Annotated in this window: 18 protein-coding genes; 12 read left to right on the top strand and 6 right to left on the bottom strand. The window is 62.4% G+C overall.

Going from position 1 to position 16894, the window contains the following annotated elements:
- Window positions 1–36 precede the first annotated feature (36 nt).
- Together JAB8_RS14015 and JAB8_RS14020 are read left to right on the top strand one after the other, a co-directional pair.
- Window positions 37–1143: a cytochrome P450 gene (locus JAB8_RS14015; protein ID WP_070290257.1), complete on the top strand. Its 1107-nt coding sequence runs from the start codon at window positions 37–39 to the stop codon at window positions 1141–1143.
- A complete protein-coding gene (locus JAB8_RS14020) occupies window positions 1140–1487 on the top strand; it encodes an antibiotic biosynthesis monooxygenase (protein WP_070290131.1) in 348 nt (115 codons plus the stop codon). The genes JAB8_RS14015 and JAB8_RS14020 overlap by 4 nt, the downstream gene beginning before the upstream one ends.
- On the opposite strand, the gene JAB8_RS14025 is transcribed toward JAB8_RS14020, so the two are convergent.
- A complete protein-coding gene (locus JAB8_RS14025; protein ID WP_070290132.1) occupies window positions 1484–1936 on the bottom strand; it encodes a hypothetical protein in 453 nt (150 codons plus the stop codon). The genes JAB8_RS14020 and JAB8_RS14025 overlap by 4 nt on opposite strands.
- A 177-nt stretch (window positions 1937–2113) precedes the next feature.
- On the opposite strand from JAB8_RS14025, the gene JAB8_RS14030 reads away from it, so the two are divergent.
- Entirely contained in the window at window positions 2114–2380 is a 267-nt protein-coding gene (locus tag JAB8_RS14030; RefSeq protein ID WP_070290134.1) for a hypothetical protein, read from the top strand.
- An 89-nt stretch (window positions 2381–2469) separates the two neighbouring features.
- Here JAB8_RS14030 and rpoH read toward each other — a convergent pair whose 3' ends face one another.
- The 5 genes from rpoH to JAB8_RS14055 form a co-directional block, all read right to left on the bottom strand.
- Window positions 2470–3369: an RNA polymerase sigma factor RpoH gene (gene rpoH / locus JAB8_RS14035; protein ID WP_170932923.1), complete on the bottom strand. Its 900-nt coding sequence runs from the start codon at window positions 3367–3369 to the stop codon at window positions 2470–2472.
- Between the two features lie 404 nt (window positions 3370–3773).
- Entirely contained in the window at window positions 3774–4694 is a 921-nt protein-coding gene (gene ftsX, locus JAB8_RS14040) for a permease-like cell division protein FtsX (protein ID WP_070222518.1), read from the bottom strand.
- Window positions 4691–5434 carry an ATP-binding cassette domain-containing protein gene (locus JAB8_RS14045; RefSeq protein ID WP_070222516.1) on the bottom strand — a complete coding sequence of 248 codons (744 nt, stop codon included), beginning with the start codon at window positions 5432–5434 and terminating at the stop codon, window positions 4691–4693. The genes ftsX and JAB8_RS14045 overlap by 4 nt, the downstream gene beginning before the upstream one ends.
- An 8-nt stretch (window positions 5435–5442) precedes the next feature.
- Complete coding sequence (ftsY, locus tag JAB8_RS14050; RefSeq protein WP_070290136.1) at window positions 5443–6498, bottom strand: signal recognition particle-docking protein FtsY; 1056 nt, start codon at window positions 6496–6498, stop codon at window positions 5443–5445.
- 164 nt (window positions 6499–6662) lie between these two features.
- Window positions 6663–7604, bottom strand: a complete 942-nt coding sequence (locus tag JAB8_RS14055) for a MerR family transcriptional regulator (protein WP_070290137.1) — start codon at window positions 7602–7604, stop codon at window positions 6663–6665.
- Between the two features lie 204 nt (window positions 7605–7808).
- Here JAB8_RS14055 and JAB8_RS14060 point away from each other — a divergent pair, with 204 nt between their 5' ends.
- From JAB8_RS14060 to JAB8_RS14100, 9 genes are all read left to right on the top strand, one after another.
- Window positions 7809–9122 carry an FAD-dependent oxidoreductase gene (locus JAB8_RS14060; RefSeq protein WP_070290139.1) on the top strand — a complete coding sequence of 438 codons (1314 nt, stop codon included), beginning with the start codon at window positions 7809–7811 and terminating at the stop codon, window positions 9120–9122.
- Window positions 9112–9909, top strand: a complete 798-nt coding sequence (locus JAB8_RS14065; protein ID WP_070290141.1) for a DUF1365 domain-containing protein — start codon at window positions 9112–9114, stop codon at window positions 9907–9909. The genes JAB8_RS14060 and JAB8_RS14065 overlap by 11 nt, the downstream gene beginning before the upstream one ends.
- A gap of 80 nt (window positions 9910–9989) precedes the next feature.
- Entirely contained in the window at window positions 9990–11153 is a 1164-nt protein-coding gene (locus tag JAB8_RS14070) for a cyclopropane-fatty-acyl-phospholipid synthase family protein (RefSeq protein WP_083287727.1), read from the top strand.
- Window positions 11154–11155: 2 nt separating this feature from the next.
- Window positions 11156–11704 carry a chalcone isomerase family protein gene (locus JAB8_RS14075; protein ID WP_070290145.1) on the top strand — a complete coding sequence of 183 codons (549 nt, stop codon included), beginning with the start codon at window positions 11156–11158 and terminating at the stop codon, window positions 11702–11704.
- Entirely contained in the window at window positions 11701–12981 is a 1281-nt protein-coding gene (locus JAB8_RS14080; protein WP_070290146.1) for an MFS transporter, read from the top strand. Before JAB8_RS14075 ends, JAB8_RS14080 begins: the two co-directional genes overlap by 4 nt.
- Complete coding sequence (locus tag JAB8_RS14085; RefSeq protein ID WP_175445198.1) at window positions 12972–13532, top strand: DUF3833 domain-containing protein; 561 nt, start codon at window positions 12972–12974, stop codon at window positions 13530–13532. Before JAB8_RS14080 ends, JAB8_RS14085 begins: the two co-directional genes overlap by 10 nt.
- Window positions 13529–14296 (top strand): SDR family NAD(P)-dependent oxidoreductase, encoded by a 768-nt coding sequence (locus JAB8_RS14090; protein WP_070290148.1) that lies wholly within the window; start codon window positions 13529–13531, stop codon window positions 14294–14296. The genes JAB8_RS14085 and JAB8_RS14090 overlap by 4 nt, the downstream gene beginning before the upstream one ends.
- The gene (locus JAB8_RS14095; RefSeq protein WP_070222503.1) at window positions 14293–14748 is read left to right on the top strand and encodes a nuclear transport factor 2 family protein; all 456 of its coding nucleotides are present in this window, start codon (window positions 14293–14295) and stop codon (window positions 14746–14748) included. Before JAB8_RS14090 ends, JAB8_RS14095 begins: the two co-directional genes overlap by 4 nt.
- A 974-nt stretch (window positions 14749–15722) precedes the next feature.
- The gene (locus JAB8_RS14100) at window positions 15723–16787 is read left to right on the top strand and encodes a porin (RefSeq protein ID WP_070222502.1); all 1065 of its coding nucleotides are present in this window, start codon (window positions 15723–15725) and stop codon (window positions 16785–16787) included.
- The last annotated feature ends 107 nt before the right edge of the window (window positions 16788–16894 follow it).

Here is a 16894-nt window from a genome sequence, read left to right on the forward strand (position 1 = left end):
ATACTCGTGTCCCCACATCACTGCAATGGAATGCGCATGCCGCTCGCCGACCCTTTTTCCGCCGTCACCCACGCGGCGCCGTATGACTACTATCGCCGCCTGGCGGAAGGCCCGCCGCTGCGTTTCGAGGCGTCGCTCGATTGCTGGCTGGCGACGGGCGCGGCCGGCGTGCGGGCCGTGCTCGAGCATCCTGCTTGCCGCGTGCGCCCGGCAGGCCAACCGGTACCGGATACGCTGGCAGGCACGCCGTGCGGCGCCATCTTTGCCGAACTGGTGCGCATGAACGAGGGCGAGCGGCATGCCGTGCCGAAACAGGTGCTGGCGCGCGCGCTGGGCCAGGTGGACCTGGCTCGCCTGCACGGACGGGTGATGCAGTTTGCCGGCGACCGCGTTCCCGGCAGCGCCGCGCAGCTGAACGAGGCGATTTTTGAGCTGCCCCTGTTCGCCATGGCGGACTTGCTGGGCTTTGCGCCAGCGCAATGGCCGGCGCTGGCCGCCTGGACGCGCGACTTTGTCGCCTGTTTGTCGCCGCTGAGCAATGGGAAAGAATTGGCCGGCGCGCAGCAAGCGGCCGATGCCTTGCTGCACGGTTTTACCGTATTGCTGCGCGAGGCGGATGCCTTGCCCGGCAGCTTGCTGCACGACATCGTGACCGGGGCGGATGCCGTCGGCTGGCGGGCGTCTGGCGGCGTGCTGGCCAACCTCGTGGGCTTGCTGTCGCAGACGTGTGACGCCACGGCCGGCTTGCTGGGCAATGCAGTCGTGGCCTTGCGCGCGCAGCCGCAGTTGTCCGCGCAAGTGCGTGCTGCGCCTTTGCTGTGGCCGGCCATGCTGCGCGAAGTCAGCCAGCATGATCCCGCGATCCACAACACGCGCCGCTACACGGCCGATGCCGTGGAATTGCCCGGCGTGCGCATACCGGCCGGGCAGACGATCGTCGTCGTGCTGGCCAGCGCCGGCCAGGCGGAGTCGGGTTTTGGCCATGGCCGCCACGCCTGTCCGGGCCAGTCCATCGCGCAGACGATTGCCACGGCATGCCTGCAGGCATGGGCCGACGGGCTGGAAGACATGCCGCTGGCCTGGTCGTACCGGTCTTCGCTGAATGCCCGCATCCCCGTTTTCAGCACTGGAGAAATAGCATGATTGCCGTGATTTTCGAAGTCTGGCCCAGCGCCGAAGGACGCCAGCAGTATCTGGATCTGGCGGCCGCGCTGCGTCCCTTGCTCGCTGACGTCGATGGATTCATTTCCATCGAGCGCTTCAGCAGCCTGAGCGAGCCTGGCAAACTGCTGTCGCTGTCTTTCTTTCGCGACGAAGCGGCACTGGCGCAGTGGCGGCAGCTGGAAGCGCACCGCGCGGCGCAATCGGCGGGCAGGCACGGTGTGTTCGACGACTACCGGTTGCGCATCGCCGGCGTGGTGCGCGATTACGGCATGCTGGAGCGCCAGCAGGCGCCTGCCGACAGCCAGCGCCGCCACGGTATTTAGCGGGGCAGCGCGCCCTGCGTAATCTTGACCTTGACCCGGTAGGTGGGCGCGGCCGCGTCCAGGGCGGGCGGCGTGGCCGGATCGACGTCGAGCAGGGTGAACGTCAGGTGGTTGACGGTCACGGAGCTGGCGGCGCCGGGCATGGACTCGGACAAGACGATGTCGGTGGCGCCCGCGCTGTTGAGCAAACTGAAACTGTAGCTGACGTAGCCTTTCCACACGCACACGGCGCCCTTGCGGCAGCGGCTGTCGTTGACGCGCTCGAGTTTCAGGGTATCGGTGGCCGTGATGGCGACCTGTTCGCCCGGCGAGAGCACGTGGGTGACGCTGCGCGGCGTGTTTTCCGCGTCGCCGGCGCTGCCGGCCGCGCCGCAGCCCGCCAGCACGGCCAGGCAGGCGATGAACAGGGGGAACAACCACGTTCGGTACGATTGATGTAGATAGTGCATGTTTTTCCTTTCAGGTGAAGCGTCCCGGCGTGGCGTCCACGCGTGGGATGAAAATGATAATAACAAAATGATATTTTTCTGGCGCACTATTGGCGCGCTGCCGATGAATTGACGCGCCGGCCACGCGGCGCGCCGATTACTGCGTAGAATGGCTGTTTTGAAAATCAGGAAACAACCATGAAAAAAACCGACCTGGCCAAAAGCGATGCCAAGAAACTGATGGGAAAGATGAATGTTCCCGGCGCCGGTGCATTCGGTAAGGAAGCGGTGGTCGTCGACCGCCGCGAGCAGCGCAAGCGCGATCAGGCGCTGGGCCTGGTGCCGTTCGCCGTCAAGCTGAACAGCGATCTGGTGTTGCAATTGCAGACCCTGGCCAAGGAGCGCGGCGCGGATCTGAATGAATTGGTCGCCGAGCTGATCACCAAGGGCTTGGCTGCAGCATAAGGGCTGACAATGTTTATCTGTTGATAAATATCATTTATAAAACTAAAAGGCGCCTTGCGGCGCCTTTTGCATTGCGGCATTGCTTGCGATTACACGTAGGCCGCCAGCGCGCCCTTCATTTTCTTCAGCGCCGCCACTTCGATCTGGCGGATGCGCTCGGCCGATACGCCGAACTCTTCCGCCAGCGCGTGCAAGGTGGCGCCGGAGCCGTCGTCGTTGGCCAGCCAGCGCGCTTCGATGATGCGGCGCGAACGGGCGTCCAGCTTCGACAAGGCCGTTTCCAGACCTTCCGATTGCAGGCGCGTCACTTGTTCCGCTTCCAGCACCTTGGTCGGCTCGCTTTGCTCCGACGACAGATAGGCGATCGGCGAAAACTTGTCGTCTTCATCGTCGGTCGGCGACTCCAGCGCGATGTCGCGGCCGCTCAAGCGCGTTTCCATTTCGATCACTTCTTCGCGCTTCACGTCGAGCAGCTTGGCCAGCGCATCGATCTGCTTCGGCGTCATCGCATCGAGGCCCGTCTTGTGGCTGCGCAGGTTGAAGAACAGCTTGCGCTGTGCCTTCGTCGTCGCGACCTTGACCAGGCGCCAGTTTTTCAGGATGTACTCATGCATCTCGGCTTTCACCCAGTGCATGGCGTACGACACCAGGCGCACGCCCTGGTCCGGATCGAAACGTTTCACGGCTTTCATCAAGCCGATATTGCCTTCCTGAATCAGGTCGGCGTGCGGCAAGCCATAGCCCAGATAGCCGCGGGCAATCGAGACCACCAGGCGCAGGTGCGACAGCACCAGCTCTTGCGCGGCGGCCAGGTCATTTTTTTCGCGCAGGCGTTTCGCCAGCGAAATTTCTTCGTCGTGGGTCAACATGGGCAGACGGTTCACGGCCGAAATATAGGCGTCGATATTGCCCAGATTGCCAGTGAACCCGAGGCCCAGCGCATTACTTTTGGTCGGAACCAATGCGGATGTTGCGGACATCATAGTCATGTTTTCTCCCTCGTAGTCTTGCTTTGTTCCAGTTGGCCACATCACACGATGTGGCCCGATTGTCTGTTCTGTTTTGCGTATTCGGTCTTGCACTTTGCAGATCGCGGCACCATCTTCATCTGGCGTCCATGGCGGTTCTGCTGTTGGTATGTCCCTATATTAGCACTCTCTGCCTGAGAGTGCCAATCAGCACATTTAATCGTCCTGATAGCCTAAATGCTATGGTGATTTAATGCTTGATATATATCTCTGAACAGCGCGAGATAGCGCTTTACGACAACATGGCCAGTCTACGGCCTCTGGCTGAAGCGAGCCTTAAGAATACTTGCTAAATATCAAGATAACAGCAGATGGGGATGGCGAGGCGCATGGCGGCGCCAGGAGCGCCGCCATGGAAAGGAAGGTCAGTTCAGGCGCGCCAGGTGGCGCTGTACGCAGAGGAAGGCGCCGATCAGGCCCAGGCCGGCGCTGACGGCCAGCAAGCCGGCCATCGGCAGCGGCGCCAGCGGCACCAGCTGAAATTCGGACGCATACAGGCGTGCAAACTCGGCAATCGCGGTATTGAGCGGCTGCAAGGCCAGCGCCACGGCGCCCAGCGCCAGCGCACCGGCGCACAGGCCCAGCAGGGCACCCGTGTAATAGAAGGGGCGGTGGATGAAAGTATCGGTGGCGCCGATCAGTTTCGAGATGCTGATTTCATCGCGCTGCTGCATCACTTGCAGGCGGATGGTATTGAAGACCACGGCGATGACGGCCACGCCCAGGGTGATGGCCAGCAGCAGCAGCACCAGGCGCAGCACGCCCAGCAGGGCCGCCAGGCGCTTGACCCAGGCCGAATCGACTTGCGCCGATTCCACGCCGGGCAGGTGGCGCAACTGTTCCGCCACGGCATCGACGTCCTGCGCTTCGCTGGCGCTGCTGAAGGCGTCGAGTTTCAGCACATAGCTGTCGGGCAGGGGATTGTCGCCCAGGGTGCTCAGCACGTCGGCCAGGCCGTTCTTGTTCTTCAGCGTATCGAGCGCCTGTTCGCGCGGGATGAAGACGATCTTCGCCTTTTGCTCGCCGACGATCTTGCGCATGGCGCTGGCCAGGGCCACGGCTTGCTCGCGCGGCGTGTCGATCTTCAGGAAGACGCTGATTTCCGGGTCGACCGACATCTGTTCCGACATGGGGCGCACATTGTCGAGCATGGTCAAGCCGGCGAACGGCAGCGACAGGGCGATGGCGACGACGAGCACGTTCAACAGGAAGCCGCCTGGCGACTTGCGCAAGTGAATCAGCGCCGAACCGAGCGCGAAGCGGTGTTGACGGAACCAGCCTCTCATGCCTGTTCTCCCTGCGCATCGTCCTGGTCGGGGGCGGGCGCGAAATCGGGATCGGGTGGCGCGAAGACGGGCGCCTGCGTGGCCTTGTCGATGGCGACCAGCTGGCCGTTCTTCAGGTGGATCACGCGGGCGGCGGCGTCGAGCATCTGTTCGTCATGGCTGGAAATGAGGCAGGTCACGCCCACCGAGTGGAATGCTTTGAGGGCGTCGAGCACCTTGTTGGCGCTGGCGCGGTCCAGGTTGGCCGTCGGTTCGTCGGCCAGAATGATCTGCGGCCGGTTGACGATGGCGCGCGCGATCGATACGCGCTGCTGCTCGCCGCCCGACAGCGACAGCGGACGCGCCATGGCGCGGTCCAGCAATCCCACCTTGTCGAGCGCGGCGCGCGCGCGCTGCTCGGCGGCAACTTTATGCGCGCCGACGACGAGCAGCGGCAGCATGACGTTGGCCAGGATGGAGCGGTCGTTCAGCAGTTTTTGTTGCTGGAAGATCAGGCCCATGTTACGGCGCAAAAACGGCACGCCGGCCGGCTTGATCTTCGCCATGTCCTGGCCATTGACGATCAGCTTGCCCGACGTGGGGCGTTCCATGGCGGCGATCATTTTCAGCAAGGTGGACTTGCCGGCGCCGGACGGGCCGGCCAGGAAGACCAGCTCGCCCTTGGCAATACTGAGCGAAATGTCGCTGAGCGCCACGGCGTCGGGGGAGTATTGCTTGGAGACGTGCTGAAATTCAATCATGTATAGGCTTATCCGAGCAGCGCTTCGACAAATTCGGCAGCCACGAAAGGCTGCAAGTCTTCAATTTTCTCACCGATGCCGATGAAATACACGGGCACGGGGCGCACGCGGGCAATCGCCGCCAGCACGCCGCCCTTGGCGGTACCGTCCAGCTTGGTGATCACCAGGCCGCTCAGCTGCAGGGCATCGTCGAAGGCCTTCACTTGCGTGAGGGCGTTCTGGCCCGTGTTGCCGTCGATGACGAGCAGGGTTTCATGCGGTGCGCCCTCCATGCCCTTGCCGATCACGCGCTTGATTTTCTTCAATTCTTCCATCAAGTGCAACTGCGTCGGCAGGCGGCCGGCCGTGTCGACCATGACCACGTCGATGCCGCGCGCCTTCGCCGATTGCACGGAGTCGTAGGCCACGGCGGCCGGGTCGCCCGATTCCTGCGAAATCACGGTAACGTTGTTGCGCTCGCCCCAGACCATCAGCTGCTCGCGCGCGGCGGCGCGGAAGGTGTCGCCCGCGGCCAGCAGCACGGACTGGTTGTTCGACTGCATGTGCTTGGCCAGCTTGCCGATGGTGGTGGTCTTGCCCGCGCCATTGACGCCGGAAATCATCATCACCAGCGGCTTGTGGCGGCCCAGCTCGAAGCGCTTTTCCAGCGGCGAGAGCAGCTCGATCAGCAGCACTTTCAGCGCGGCCTTGACGGCGGCTGCGTCGAGCAGCTTGTCTTCCTTGACCTTTTTCTTCAATTCCGTGAGCAGGAATTCGGTGGCGTCGATGCCGGCGTCGGACATCAGCAGCGCCGCTTCCAGCTCTTCGTACAGGGCGTCGTCGATCTTCGCGCCGACGAACAGCACGGACAAGGTGTTCGAGGTTTTCGACAGGCCCGCCTTCAGGCGCGTCATCCACGATTTTTTCTCGGGTTCGGCGGCCACGATCACTGGCACGAGCTCGGCCGGCGCGCCGCTCAGGGGCGTAGCGGCAGGCTGCGGTGCGGGCGGCGTGGCGGGAAGGACGAGGGGCTCGGCTGGTGCGGCCTCGGGAGCGATGGTTTTTTTCTTGAAGAAACTAAACATGGATGTGTGGTGGCGGGTGCTGACCTAAGGCCCGGCGGCGCCGGACACTGTGTTACGGGCTATTCTACCAGAGCGCGCCCGGCCCTTCATGCTTTACTGTTCGATTGGCAACATTGCGTGCCTATCCACGGAGATCGCCGCAGTTGTCGCGCTTTTCAACGGGTTCAATGCGTTTGCAGGGCCAGCGCCTGGTGGCGGCGGCGCCAGTCGGCGATGCTTTCGTCGACTTGCCGCAAGTCCAGCACATGCAGGAAAGAAGGGGGCTGCTTGTACAGCACGGGACTGCGTCCCCCTGCCCACAATTCCATGCTTGGCGGCAAGTTCGCATGCAGTTGCTGCAGGCTGTCGCGCGTCTGCCGCTGCTTGCTGGCGCTGGAAAACGACAGCGCCACGATATCGGCCCGCTGCGCGCGGGCGGCCGCGACGATGTCCGTCAGCGGCGTTTCCACTCCCATCGACATGCAATGGGCGCCCGCCGCCGCGCACAGCGCCTCGGCCATCAGCAGCCCCAGGCCATGACGCTCCTGCGGCAAGGTACTGAGCACGATGCGCGGCGTGCGCGTCGATGGGCTGCTTGCCTGCGGCAGGGAAAAGATGGCGTGGCGCATCACCGTTTGCAAGGTTTCGCTATACAAATGCTCTTCATACACGGCCAGGTCGCCGCAAGCCCATGCCTCGCCCACCATGCCCGTCAGGGGGGCGATCACGTCGATGGTGAACGCTTTCAAGCCCAGCACGGCCAGCGCCTGACGCAGGGCCTCACCCAGTTCCGCCATCTGGTGGCCGCGGCACAGCGACAGGTAGTGTTCGAGCTGCGGAGGCGGCGTCGACGGCGCCGCACTGCCGGCGCTGGCCAGCTGCTGCAGTTGCACGGTGCTGTGCTGCATGATTTTTCCCGGACGAAAGCCGAGGTCCAGCAGGCGCTTGACCATGCGCAACTTCTGCACTTGCTCGGCCGGGTAGCTGCGCTCGCCAAAGGCGTCGCGCTGAGGCTGGGGAAAAGCGTAGCGGCGCTCCCAGACACGCAAGGTTTCCTTGGCCAGCCCGGTATCGCGCTCGACATCGCTGATGCTGAAGGCGGAAGTAGGTTGCAGGTCAGTATCCATACCAGGGGCTTGCTCGCATGCCAAAAAGAACGTGGAGTGCATTTTACGCCTTCCGCCGCCCCGGACCAAATAGCTGAATCCGATTGGAAATTGCCGACGTATAAGTTGTGGAACGGCCGAGGGCGCTCATTGACATAAATCAATATTTCATCGATTATCCATGAGGCTCGTTTTGTCCAGGACAAACTTAACACAGGTGTATTCATGAAAATTGCCGTCGTCGGAGCAGGAATTGCAGGATTGTCATGTGCCTATCGCCTGGCGCAAGCGGGCCAGGACGTCACCTTGTACGAGGCGGGCGATTACTTTGGCGGCCACAGCCACACGGTCGATGTCACGCTCGATGGCGTCACGCATGGCGTCGACACGGGTTTTCTCGTGTTTAACCACGCCACCTACCCGAACCTGGTGCAGCTGTTTGAGGAACTCGGTGTCGAGGCGGCCGACAGCGACATGTCGTTTTCCGTGAAGATGCCGCTGGGCACCTCGTCCGATGCCCGCGTGCTGGAATGGGCGGGCGCCAATTTCGATACCGTGTTCACCCAGCGCAGCAATCTGCTGCGCCCCGCCTTCCTGCGCATGCTGCGCGACATCCTGCGCTTCAACCGCCAGGCCAGCGCCCTGGCCATGGCCAGCGTGCCGGCGCCGGCCATGTCGCTCGGCGAGTTCCTTGATCTGCACAATTATGGCGAGGAGTTCCGCCACTGGTATCTGTTGCCCATGGCTGCCTGTATCTGGTCGTGTCCGGCACGCCAGATGCTGGCCTTTCCGCTGGCCACCTTCATTCGTTTTTGCCACAACCATGGCTTGCTGCAAGTGAGCGACCGGCCGCAATGGCGCACGGTGCGGGGCGGCTCGCGCGTGTACGTGGAAAAATTGCTGGCAGGCATTGCGCAGCAGCGCCTCGCGTGCCCCGTGCTGGCCGTGCGCCGCCAGGCTCACGGGGGCGCGCGCATGGTCGAGCTGCATACGGCGGCCGGCGTCGAGCATGCCGATCACGTGGTACTCGCTTGCCACAGCGACCAGTCGCTGGCCCTGCTGGCGGACATCCGCGACGACGAGCGCTCCGTGCTTGAAGCCGTGCGCTACCAGCCGAACCGGGCCGTGCTGCATACGGATGCGTCTTGCCTGCCGCAGCGCCGCCGCGCCTGGTCGGCCTGGAATTACCAGGGCCGGCCGGCCGCGCAGGAGGGCGAATCGCCGCAGGTATGCGTGCACTATTTGCTGAACCAGCTGCAGCCGCTGCCGTTTACGACGCCCGTCATCGTCTCGCTCAATCCGCTCGACGAGCCGGACCCGGCCAAGGTCATCGACGCGTTTTCGTATGCCCACCCCGTGTTCGATGGCGCGGCCATTGCGGCTCAGGCGCGCCTGGCCGGTTTCCAGGGCGCGCAGCACACGTGGTTCGCGGGCGCCTGGACGGGCTATGGTTTCCATGAAGACGGCTTGAAGTCGGGCCTGGCCGTGGCGCAAATACTCAATGGCATGGCGGCGGCGGAGCTCGGCCATGCCGCGTAATTCATCGCCGTCCGTGCCGCCGCAGCCCCAGCTGTGTCTGGGGCGGGTGCGGCATGCGCGGCTGCGTCCGCGCGCGCATGCTTTCAGTTATGGCATGTTTTATCTGCGCCTGCCCTTGCGCAGCCTGGGCGCGCACGATTTTCCTGCCCGCTTGATCTCGCGCAACGGCGCCAATGTGCTGTCCTTCCGCGACAGCGACCATGGCGATGGCACGACGCCGCTGCTGGAGTGGATCGATGGCTTGCTGCGCCAGCAAGGCGTGCTCGACGCGGGCGGCGAAATCTGGCTGCAAACCATGCCGCGCATGTTCGGCTATGTGTTCAATCCCGTCAGCTTCTGGTTTTGCCACCGTACGGATGGCGCCTTGCGCGCCGTGGTCTGCGACGTGCGCAATACCTTCGGCGAGCGCCACCTGTACCTGCTCGAACAGGGCGGGCCCATCGCGTATGGCAGCGAATTGCAGGCCAGAAAAATTTTCCACGTGTCGCCATTTTGCAAGGTGGAAGGGCATTACCGCTTCCGTTTCCTGCGCAACAGTGAAGAGGATGGCGAGCGCCACCTGGCCCGGGTCGATTACGACGACCTTGACGGTCCTGTTTTGCAGACGAGCTTGTCCGGTACGGCGCAGCCGCTGCGCGATGGCGCCATCGCCTGGGCTCTGCTGCGCTACCCGCTGATGACGTTTGGCGTGATGGCGCGCATCCATTGGCAAGCCTTGCGCCTGTGGCTGCGCCGCGTGCCGTTTTTCAGCAAACCCCACCCTCCACAAGAAAAGGTGTCCCGATGAGCTCCGACTCCCTGCCGACCGGCCTGCATGCGCGCAGCAACGCGTGTCCCGCGCACTTGCCCGACCACACGCACCTGGATATGCCCGCTTCCGGGCGCATGATCGTGCGCCTGCTGCAAAAATTACAATATGGCGCCCTGCGTCTGCGCACGCCGGATGGCAGCATCTTGCTGTACGGCGACGGCAGCCACCCCGTCACCCTGGACTTGCACAACTGGCGCCTGTGCGCGGCCGTGCTGCGCTCGGGCGATATCGGCTTTGCGGAAACGTTTATCGCCGGCGACTGGCGCACGGACAATTTGCCGGGCTTGATCGAGCTGATGATACGCAACCGCGCGCAGATCGAGTCCTTGATCTATGGCAACTGGTGGGGCAACCTGGTCTACAAGCTGCGGCATTTGCTCAACCGCAATTCGCGCGCCGGCAGCAAGAAGAATATCCACGCCCATTACGACATCGGCAACGCCTTTTATCAGTTGTGGCTGGATCCGTCGATGACGTATTCGAGTGCGCTGTTTGCCGAAGGCGCCAGCCTGGAGCAGGCGCAAGGGGCGAAATACCGGCGCATTGCCGATCAGCTTCAACTGCGGCCAGGCGCCAAGGTGCTGGAAATCGGCTGCGGCTGGGGCGGTTTTGCGGAAACGGCGGCGCGCAGCTACGGCGCCCACGTGACGGGCCTGACCTTGTCGACCGAGCAGCTGGCGTATGCGCGCCAGCGCCTGCAGGACGCGGGGCTGGCGGCGCAGGCCGACCTGCAGCTGTGTGATTACCGCGACAGCGCCGGCCAGTACGACGCCATCGCCTCGATCGAAATGTTTGAAGCCGTGGGGCAAAGCTACTGGCCCGGCTATTTCGCCTGCGTGGCGCGCAACCTGAAGCCGGGCGGCCGCGCCTGCATCCAGACCATCGTCATCGCCGACGACTTGTTCGAGCGCTACAGCAAGAGCACGGATTTCATTCAACAGTATATTTTTCCGGGCGGCATGCTGCCGTCGCCGGCCGAGTTCCGCCGCGCCGCCGAGGCGCAGGGCTTGCGCGTGGAGGACGCCTTCCGCTTTGGCCTCGATTATGCGGAAACCTTGCGCCAGTGGCGCGCCAGCTTCCTGGCCCAGCGCACGGCGCTGGAAAAGCAGGGTTTCGATGGCCGTTTCCTGCTGACCTGGGAGTTTTACCTCGCGTATTGCGAGGCCGCCTTCCAGGCGCACAACACGGATGTAATGCAATTTACTCTGGTGAAGGACTGACCATGCGCCGCTTGCTTGCCACTGTTGTGCTGTCATTGGCCATGTTGGGCGCCGCGGCCGCGCCGCCTGTCTTTGTCGCTGCCGACGTGCCCGAGGCCCGGCTGGCGGGGGAGGGCGAATACACGTGGTTCGGCATGCGTATTTATCGGGCACAACTGTGGGTAGGACCGCAGGGCTACCAGGGCGCGGCGTCCGAAACGGCGCCGTTTGCGCTGGAATTGCGCTACGCACGTTCGCTCGATGGCAAGAAGATCGCCGAAGCCAGTTATGAACAGATGCAGAAAATCGGCGCCGGCACGCCGGAGCAGCGCCTGGCCTGGCTGTCCACCATGCAGCGCATCTTTCCTGACGTCAAAGAGGAGCAGCGTATCGCGGGCGTCTACCGAGCCGGCATCGCGCCCGGCGTGCGCTTTTATCTCGATGGCAAGGTGCTGGCCGACGTGAGCGATGGCGATTTCGCGCGCGCGTTTTTTGCCATCTGGCTCTCGCCGTCGACCACGGCGCCCAAGCTGCGCGCGGCCTTGCTGCAGAATGCGGCGGCGCTGCCATGAACGCCGGGGCCAGCGCGTTGAGCTTGCCGGCCCTGTTCAGCTACGGCCTGTTCGGCTTGCCGCTTGCCATGCTGGCGCTGCCCATCTATATCTATGTGGCGCCGTTTTATGCGCAGCGCAGCAACCTTGACCTGGCGCAGATCGGCGCCGTGCTGCTGGCGGCGCGCATCGCCGCCGCCTTCATCGATCCCGCCCTGGGCGCCTGGATGGCGCGTGGCGGGCGCAGTTATGCCATGCTTGTCGGCGCCGCGCTGCCCTTGCTGCTGCTGGGCTTTGGCGCGCTGTTCCATCCACCGCCGATGCCGCAAGCGGCTACCCTGGCCTGGTTCCTGGCCGCCTTGCTGCTCGTCTACACGGCCTATGGCCTGGCCGGCATCGCGCACCAGAGCTGGGGCGCGGCACTGAGCCAGCTGCGCGCGCAGCGGGCGCGGATCACGGCCGTGCGCGAAGGCTGCGGCTTGCTGGGCGTGATCCTGGCGGCCGGGCTGACTTCCGTGCTCGGTTATGACGGCTTGTCGCTGGCCTTTGCCTTCTGCCTGCTGGCGGCGGGTGCGCTGCTGCTGGCGCGCGCGCCGCGTCCCGTTGTGCGCAGTGCCGGGGAAGCGGTTTCCGGCAATGGCTGGAAGCTGCCGTTTCGCCAGCGCGCGTTCCGCTGGCTGTTCTCTGTTTTGCTCGTCAATGGCGTGGCGGCCTCCATTCCCGCCACCCTGTTCCTGTTCTTTGCCGGCGACTACTTGCGCCTGGGCCATTACGCGGGGCCGTTCCTGATCGTCTATTTTTGCGCGGCGGCCGCCTCGATGCCCGTGTGGGTGGCCCTGGCGCGCCGCTTTGGCGAGGCGCGCGCCTGGGGCGGCGCCATGCTGCTGGCCGCGACCGTGTTTGTCTGGGCATATGGCCTGGGCGCGGGCGCCGCCTGGGGCTTTGCCGCGATTTGCCTGCTCTCGGGCCTGGCGCTGGGCGCCGACCTGGCCTTGCCGCCGGCCCTGCTGGCAGGGCTGATCGGCGCGGCCGGCCATGCCGGGCGGCACGAAGCGGCATATTTCGGCTGGTGGAACTGGGGCGTGCAAATGAGCCTGGCGCTGGCGGCCGGCATCGCCTTGCCCCTGCTGGCCTGGCTCGGCTATGTGCCTGGCAACAGCAGCGGCGGTTTGCCGGCCCTGGCTGCCGCCTACGCCTTGCTGCCCTGCGCCTTGAAACTGCTGGCGGCGCTGCTGCTGTGGCGCGCGCCGCTACAACATATATATAGTGAACCCGGGGAGTACCGACCATGTACCTGATGAAATGCTGCCGGCGCGGCATGACGGCCGCCGCCTTGCTGCTGGCGCTGGCCGCCTGTTCCACGCCGCCCACGCCCGCCACTTACGCGCATGAAACACCCAAGCTGGACCTGCAACATTACTTCAACGGCACGCTCGACGCCCACGGCATCTTCCAGGACCGCTCCGGCAAGGTCGTGAAACGCTTCACCGTCGTGATGCGGGCCAGCTGGGCGGGCGAGACGGGTACCCTGGACGAGGATTTCACGTATTCGGACGGCAGCCGCCAACGGCGCATATGGACCTTGCGCAAGACGGCGCCCGGGCGCTTCATCGGCACGGCGCCCGACGTGATCGGCGAGGCCGTCGGCGAAGTGGCCGGCAATGCCTTGCGCTGGCAATACGTGCTGGCGCTGCCCGTCGATGGCACGGTCTACCACGTCGACTTCGAGGATTGGATGTTCCTGATGGATGACAAGGTCATGCTGAACCGCGCCGCCATGAGCAAGTTCGGCTTCAGCCTGGGCGCCGTCACTTTATCGTTCAGCAAACGTCCGCAGGCGGCCCCATGAATCGCAAGATCACCAGCTGGGCCGGCAAGCACGTATGGATCATCGGCGCTTCCAGCGGCATCGGCGCCGCCTGCGCCACCCTGCTGCTGGAGCAGGGCGCCAGCGTGGCCTTGTCGGCGCGTCACCGCGCCAGCCTCGAGCAGTTGTGCGAGGGGCAGCCGCTGGCGCAGGCATTGCCGCTCGATATCACCCAGCACGCGCAGCTGCGGGCCGTCTGCGTAGAGTTGCAGCGGCAGTGGACGCATATCGACCTGATACTGGTGGTCGCTGGTGGTTATCAGGCCATGCGCGCCGATAGCTTCGACCTTGAGGCGGCGCAGGGCTTGCTGGCCCTGAATGTGGGCGGCATCTTCAATTGCCTGGAGCAGGCCTTGCCGTGGCTGTTGCGCCAGGGCAGCGGCGGCATCGGCATCGTCGCCTCGGTGGCCGGCTATGGCGGCTTGCCCAAGGCGCTCGCATATGGCGCCAGCAAGGCTGCGCTGATCAATCTGACGGAGTCGCTGTATCTGGACCTGCATCCACGCGGGATTGATGTATATCAAATCAACCCCGGTTTTGTCGCCACGCCTTTGACTGCGGACAACGATTTCACCATGCCGGCCCTGATGACGGCGCAGGACGCGGCCGCCGCCATGCTCGATGGCATCGAGCGGGGGCAGTTTCACATCCACTTTCCCAAACGCTTTACCAATACCCTGCGCCTGGCGCGGCTGTTGCCGTACCGCGCCTATTTCTGGCTGATCCGCAAGGTGACGGGCGTATGAGCACAAGCATGCTGGACACGGAAGGCGTGGAACAGGCGCTGGCGCGTCTGGTGGCATTTTACGAGCACCTGAGCCTGGAAAGCCTGGCCCAGCTGGGGGCCGTGTACGCGCCGGACGCCCATTTCAAGGACCCGTTCAACGAGGTGAAGGGGCATGCCGCCATTCTGGCCATCTTCGAGCACATGTTCGTGCAGGTTGATGCGCCCCGGTTTGTCGTGCTGGAAAGCCTGGGGCAGGGGCAACAAGCCTTTCTGACCTGGGAGTTTCGCTTCCGCATGAAACGACTGGTATCTGGCGAACAATGCATACGCGGCGCCACACATGTGCGCTTCGATGCGCAGGGACGGGTGCTCGTGCACCGCGATTATTGGGATGCGGCGGAAGAGTTGTATGAAAAACTGCCGTTGCTGGGCTCTTTCATGCGCCTGCTCCGGCGCGCAAGCCAGCGTTAAAGCTTGTTTCTCTATGCTTTTAAGAAAAAAATGCAAAAAAGAAAAAGTAAAGATGTGAAATGGGGCCGCTGAAAACTTGATTTCGGTCAAAGTGTCGTTTTTTAGACACAAAAATATCAAAATATTGAGAAGGCAACATTGTAAGAAATTGTTTCAAGTGATGCGCAATTTGCAAGCAAGAGTCGTACTCATCCGTTCCAATCGGATGGTGGAAGCGTAGTCTGAAAAACATGGAAAACATTTCTATGTGAGCAATTTAAATTACCGGAAAGTCAGTAATTGTGTTGATACTCTGCCTATTTTTTTGACGCGTGCGCCGACGTCGAAAATAGCGCCTACGCCCCTGAATAATGCGGCAACGCACCAAAAATGGGCGCATGCATTCCCGTTTTTGGGCATTCGGCAGCAAACATTGCCGATGCCGTGTATGCTTCGTCCCGTTTATCCATTATCGCCTGACAAATTGTGCGCTTTGTCGCGTAAATCTTGGAGGGCAAATGAGGGGTAAAGCATGTTGACGTTTTAATCACTCGCCTGATACTGTTGCACTAATACAACGGGTGTGGACTAGGCATGCGCTATGATGGAATGGTCAATCAGGCCAATGCATTGGTTGGCAAGGGGCACTGGCTCTGTCGCGTAGTACGGTTGGCGATGGTCGGGATGCCTGAAAAAGCCCCCGGCCTGGTACCGGAAGTAACATGTTGGAACTTGATGGAATGTGAAACGGTCGTTATAGTGCCGCTTCCGGTGCCGTTTGAGCACCGAACCGGCGCACGAATAACGGTCGTTATGCAGCCTTCAAGCTTATCGGTGCAATAGCGTGCCGATACCGATATGAATGTTCCTCTGATCGGAACAGCAATGTGGCAGGTGGAGACCTTGCCCTCACTCATAAAAAGCGCTCTGCTAGAGCGCAGCTCGAGATGCATAGGCTGTATTACTTTTTGCTTCAAAAATTAAAGGAAATCGCAATGAAAAAAACTCTGATCACCCTGGCAGTTCTGGCAGCAGCCACTGGCGTAGCCCAAGCTCAATCGAGCGTTGTTATCTACGGTACCGTTGACGCTGGTTTCGTCAGCGAGCGCGGCGGTGTTAACGGCAACGTTAACAAACTGGACAGCGGCATTGCTTCGGCTTCCCGTATCGGCTTCAAAGGCACCGAAGATCTGGGCAGCGGCCTGTCGGCACTGTTCGTTCTGGAATCGGGCTTCGGCGTTGACAACGGTCAACAAGACGTTGCAGGCAGCTTGTTCAACCGTCAAGCTTACGTTGGTCTGAGCAGCAAAACGACCGGTACCCTGACCCTGGGTCGTCAATACACCCCTTGGTACAACACCCTGTCGAAAGTTGCTGATCCATTCGCAGCTGGCTACGCTGGTTCCGCTAAGAACCTGTTCCCATCGAACACCCGCACCAGCAACACCGTGCTGTACACCTCGCCAAACTTCAACGGCTTTGACGCTGACGTGGCTTACACCTTCGGCGAGCAAGCTGAGTCGAACAAAATCGGCCGCAAAATCGGCGCGTCGGCTGGCTACTCGAACGGTCCTTTGAACGCTCGTATCGCTTACAACAACACCAGCAACGACACCGCAACGACCGAAACCGGTAGCGGCCGTAACTGGTTGGCTGCAGCTAACTACGACTTCGCAGTTGCTAAAGCTTACATCGCATACGGCGCAAACAAAGGCCAAAACAGCGCCATCCGCAACAACGGCAATGTTAACGCGTTTAACTACACTTCGGCTGGCTACAGCACCGACAGCAACAACATCCTGGTCGGCGCAACCGTACCTGTTGGCCCAGCTGGCACCGTAATGGCTTCGTTCATCCGCACGAACGACAAAACCGCTGCTAACGCTGATGCTGATCAATGGGCACTAGGCTACTCGTACGCTCTGTCGAAGCGCACCAGCACCTACGCTTCGTACGCTAAAATCAAGAACAAAAACAACGCTGGCTACACCGTTGGTAACAACAGCAATGTTGGTACGGGCGACAAAGCCTTCAACGTTGGCGTTCGTCACTCGTTCTAATATTCGCGCAAGCGAAGCTTAGTACCGCTGCCAGCATCCCTTCGGGGATGCTGATAAGCAAGGAAACGCGCTGTCTGGCTTCGGCCTGGCGGCGCGTTTTTGCATTG

This window comes from Janthinobacterium sp. HH106 (assembly GCF_001758725.1).
In the GTDB taxonomy this organism is placed as follows: domain Bacteria; phylum Pseudomonadota; class Gammaproteobacteria; order Burkholderiales; family Burkholderiaceae_D; genus Janthinobacterium.

Coding starts and splice junctions, on each gene's coding strand:
- JAB8_RS14015 (WP_070290257.1), top strand. CDS start 37: ATGCCGCTCGCCGACCCTTTTTCCGCCGTCACCCACGCGGCGCCGTAT.
- JAB8_RS14020 (WP_070290131.1), top strand. CDS start 1,140: ATGATTGCCGTGATTTTCGAAGTCTGGCCCAGCGCCGAAGGACGCCAG.
- JAB8_RS14025 (WP_070290132.1), bottom strand. CDS start 1,936: ATGCACTATCTACATCAATCGTACCGAACGTGGTTGTTCCCCCTGTTC.
- JAB8_RS14030 (WP_070290134.1), top strand. CDS start 2,114: ATGAAAAAAACCGACCTGGCCAAAAGCGATGCCAAGAAACTGATGGGA.
- rpoH (WP_170932923.1), bottom strand. CDS start 3,369: ATGACTATGATGTCCGCAACATCCGCATTGGTTCCGACCAAAAGTAAT.
- ftsX (WP_070222518.1), bottom strand. CDS start 4,694: ATGAGAGGCTGGTTCCGTCAACACCGCTTCGCGCTCGGTTCGGCGCTG.
- JAB8_RS14045 (WP_070222516.1), bottom strand. CDS start 5,434: ATGATTGAATTTCAGCACGTCTCCAAGCAATACTCCCCCGACGCCGTG.
- ftsY (WP_070290136.1), bottom strand. CDS start 6,498: ATGTTTAGTTTCTTCAAGAAAAAAACCATCGCTCCCGAGGCCGCACCA.
- JAB8_RS14055 (WP_070290137.1), bottom strand. CDS start 7,604: ATGGATACTGACCTGCAACCTACTTCCGCCTTCAGCATCAGCGATGTC.
- JAB8_RS14060 (WP_070290139.1), top strand. CDS start 7,809: ATGAAAATTGCCGTCGTCGGAGCAGGAATTGCAGGATTGTCATGTGCC.
- JAB8_RS14065 (WP_070290141.1), top strand. CDS start 9,112: ATGCCGCGTAATTCATCGCCGTCCGTGCCGCCGCAGCCCCAGCTGTGT.
- JAB8_RS14070 (WP_083287727.1), top strand. CDS start 9,990: ATGCCCGCTTCCGGGCGCATGATCGTGCGCCTGCTGCAAAAATTACAA.
- JAB8_RS14075 (WP_070290145.1), top strand. CDS start 11,156: ATGCGCCGCTTGCTTGCCACTGTTGTGCTGTCATTGGCCATGTTGGGC.
- JAB8_RS14080 (WP_070290146.1), top strand. CDS start 11,701: ATGAACGCCGGGGCCAGCGCGTTGAGCTTGCCGGCCCTGTTCAGCTAC.
- JAB8_RS14085 (WP_175445198.1), top strand. CDS start 12,972: ATGTACCTGATGAAATGCTGCCGGCGCGGCATGACGGCCGCCGCCTTG.
- JAB8_RS14090 (WP_070290148.1), top strand. CDS start 13,529: ATGAATCGCAAGATCACCAGCTGGGCCGGCAAGCACGTATGGATCATC.
- JAB8_RS14095 (WP_070222503.1), top strand. CDS start 14,293: ATGAGCACAAGCATGCTGGACACGGAAGGCGTGGAACAGGCGCTGGCG.
- JAB8_RS14100 (WP_070222502.1), top strand. CDS start 15,723: ATGAAAAAAACTCTGATCACCCTGGCAGTTCTGGCAGCAGCCACTGGC.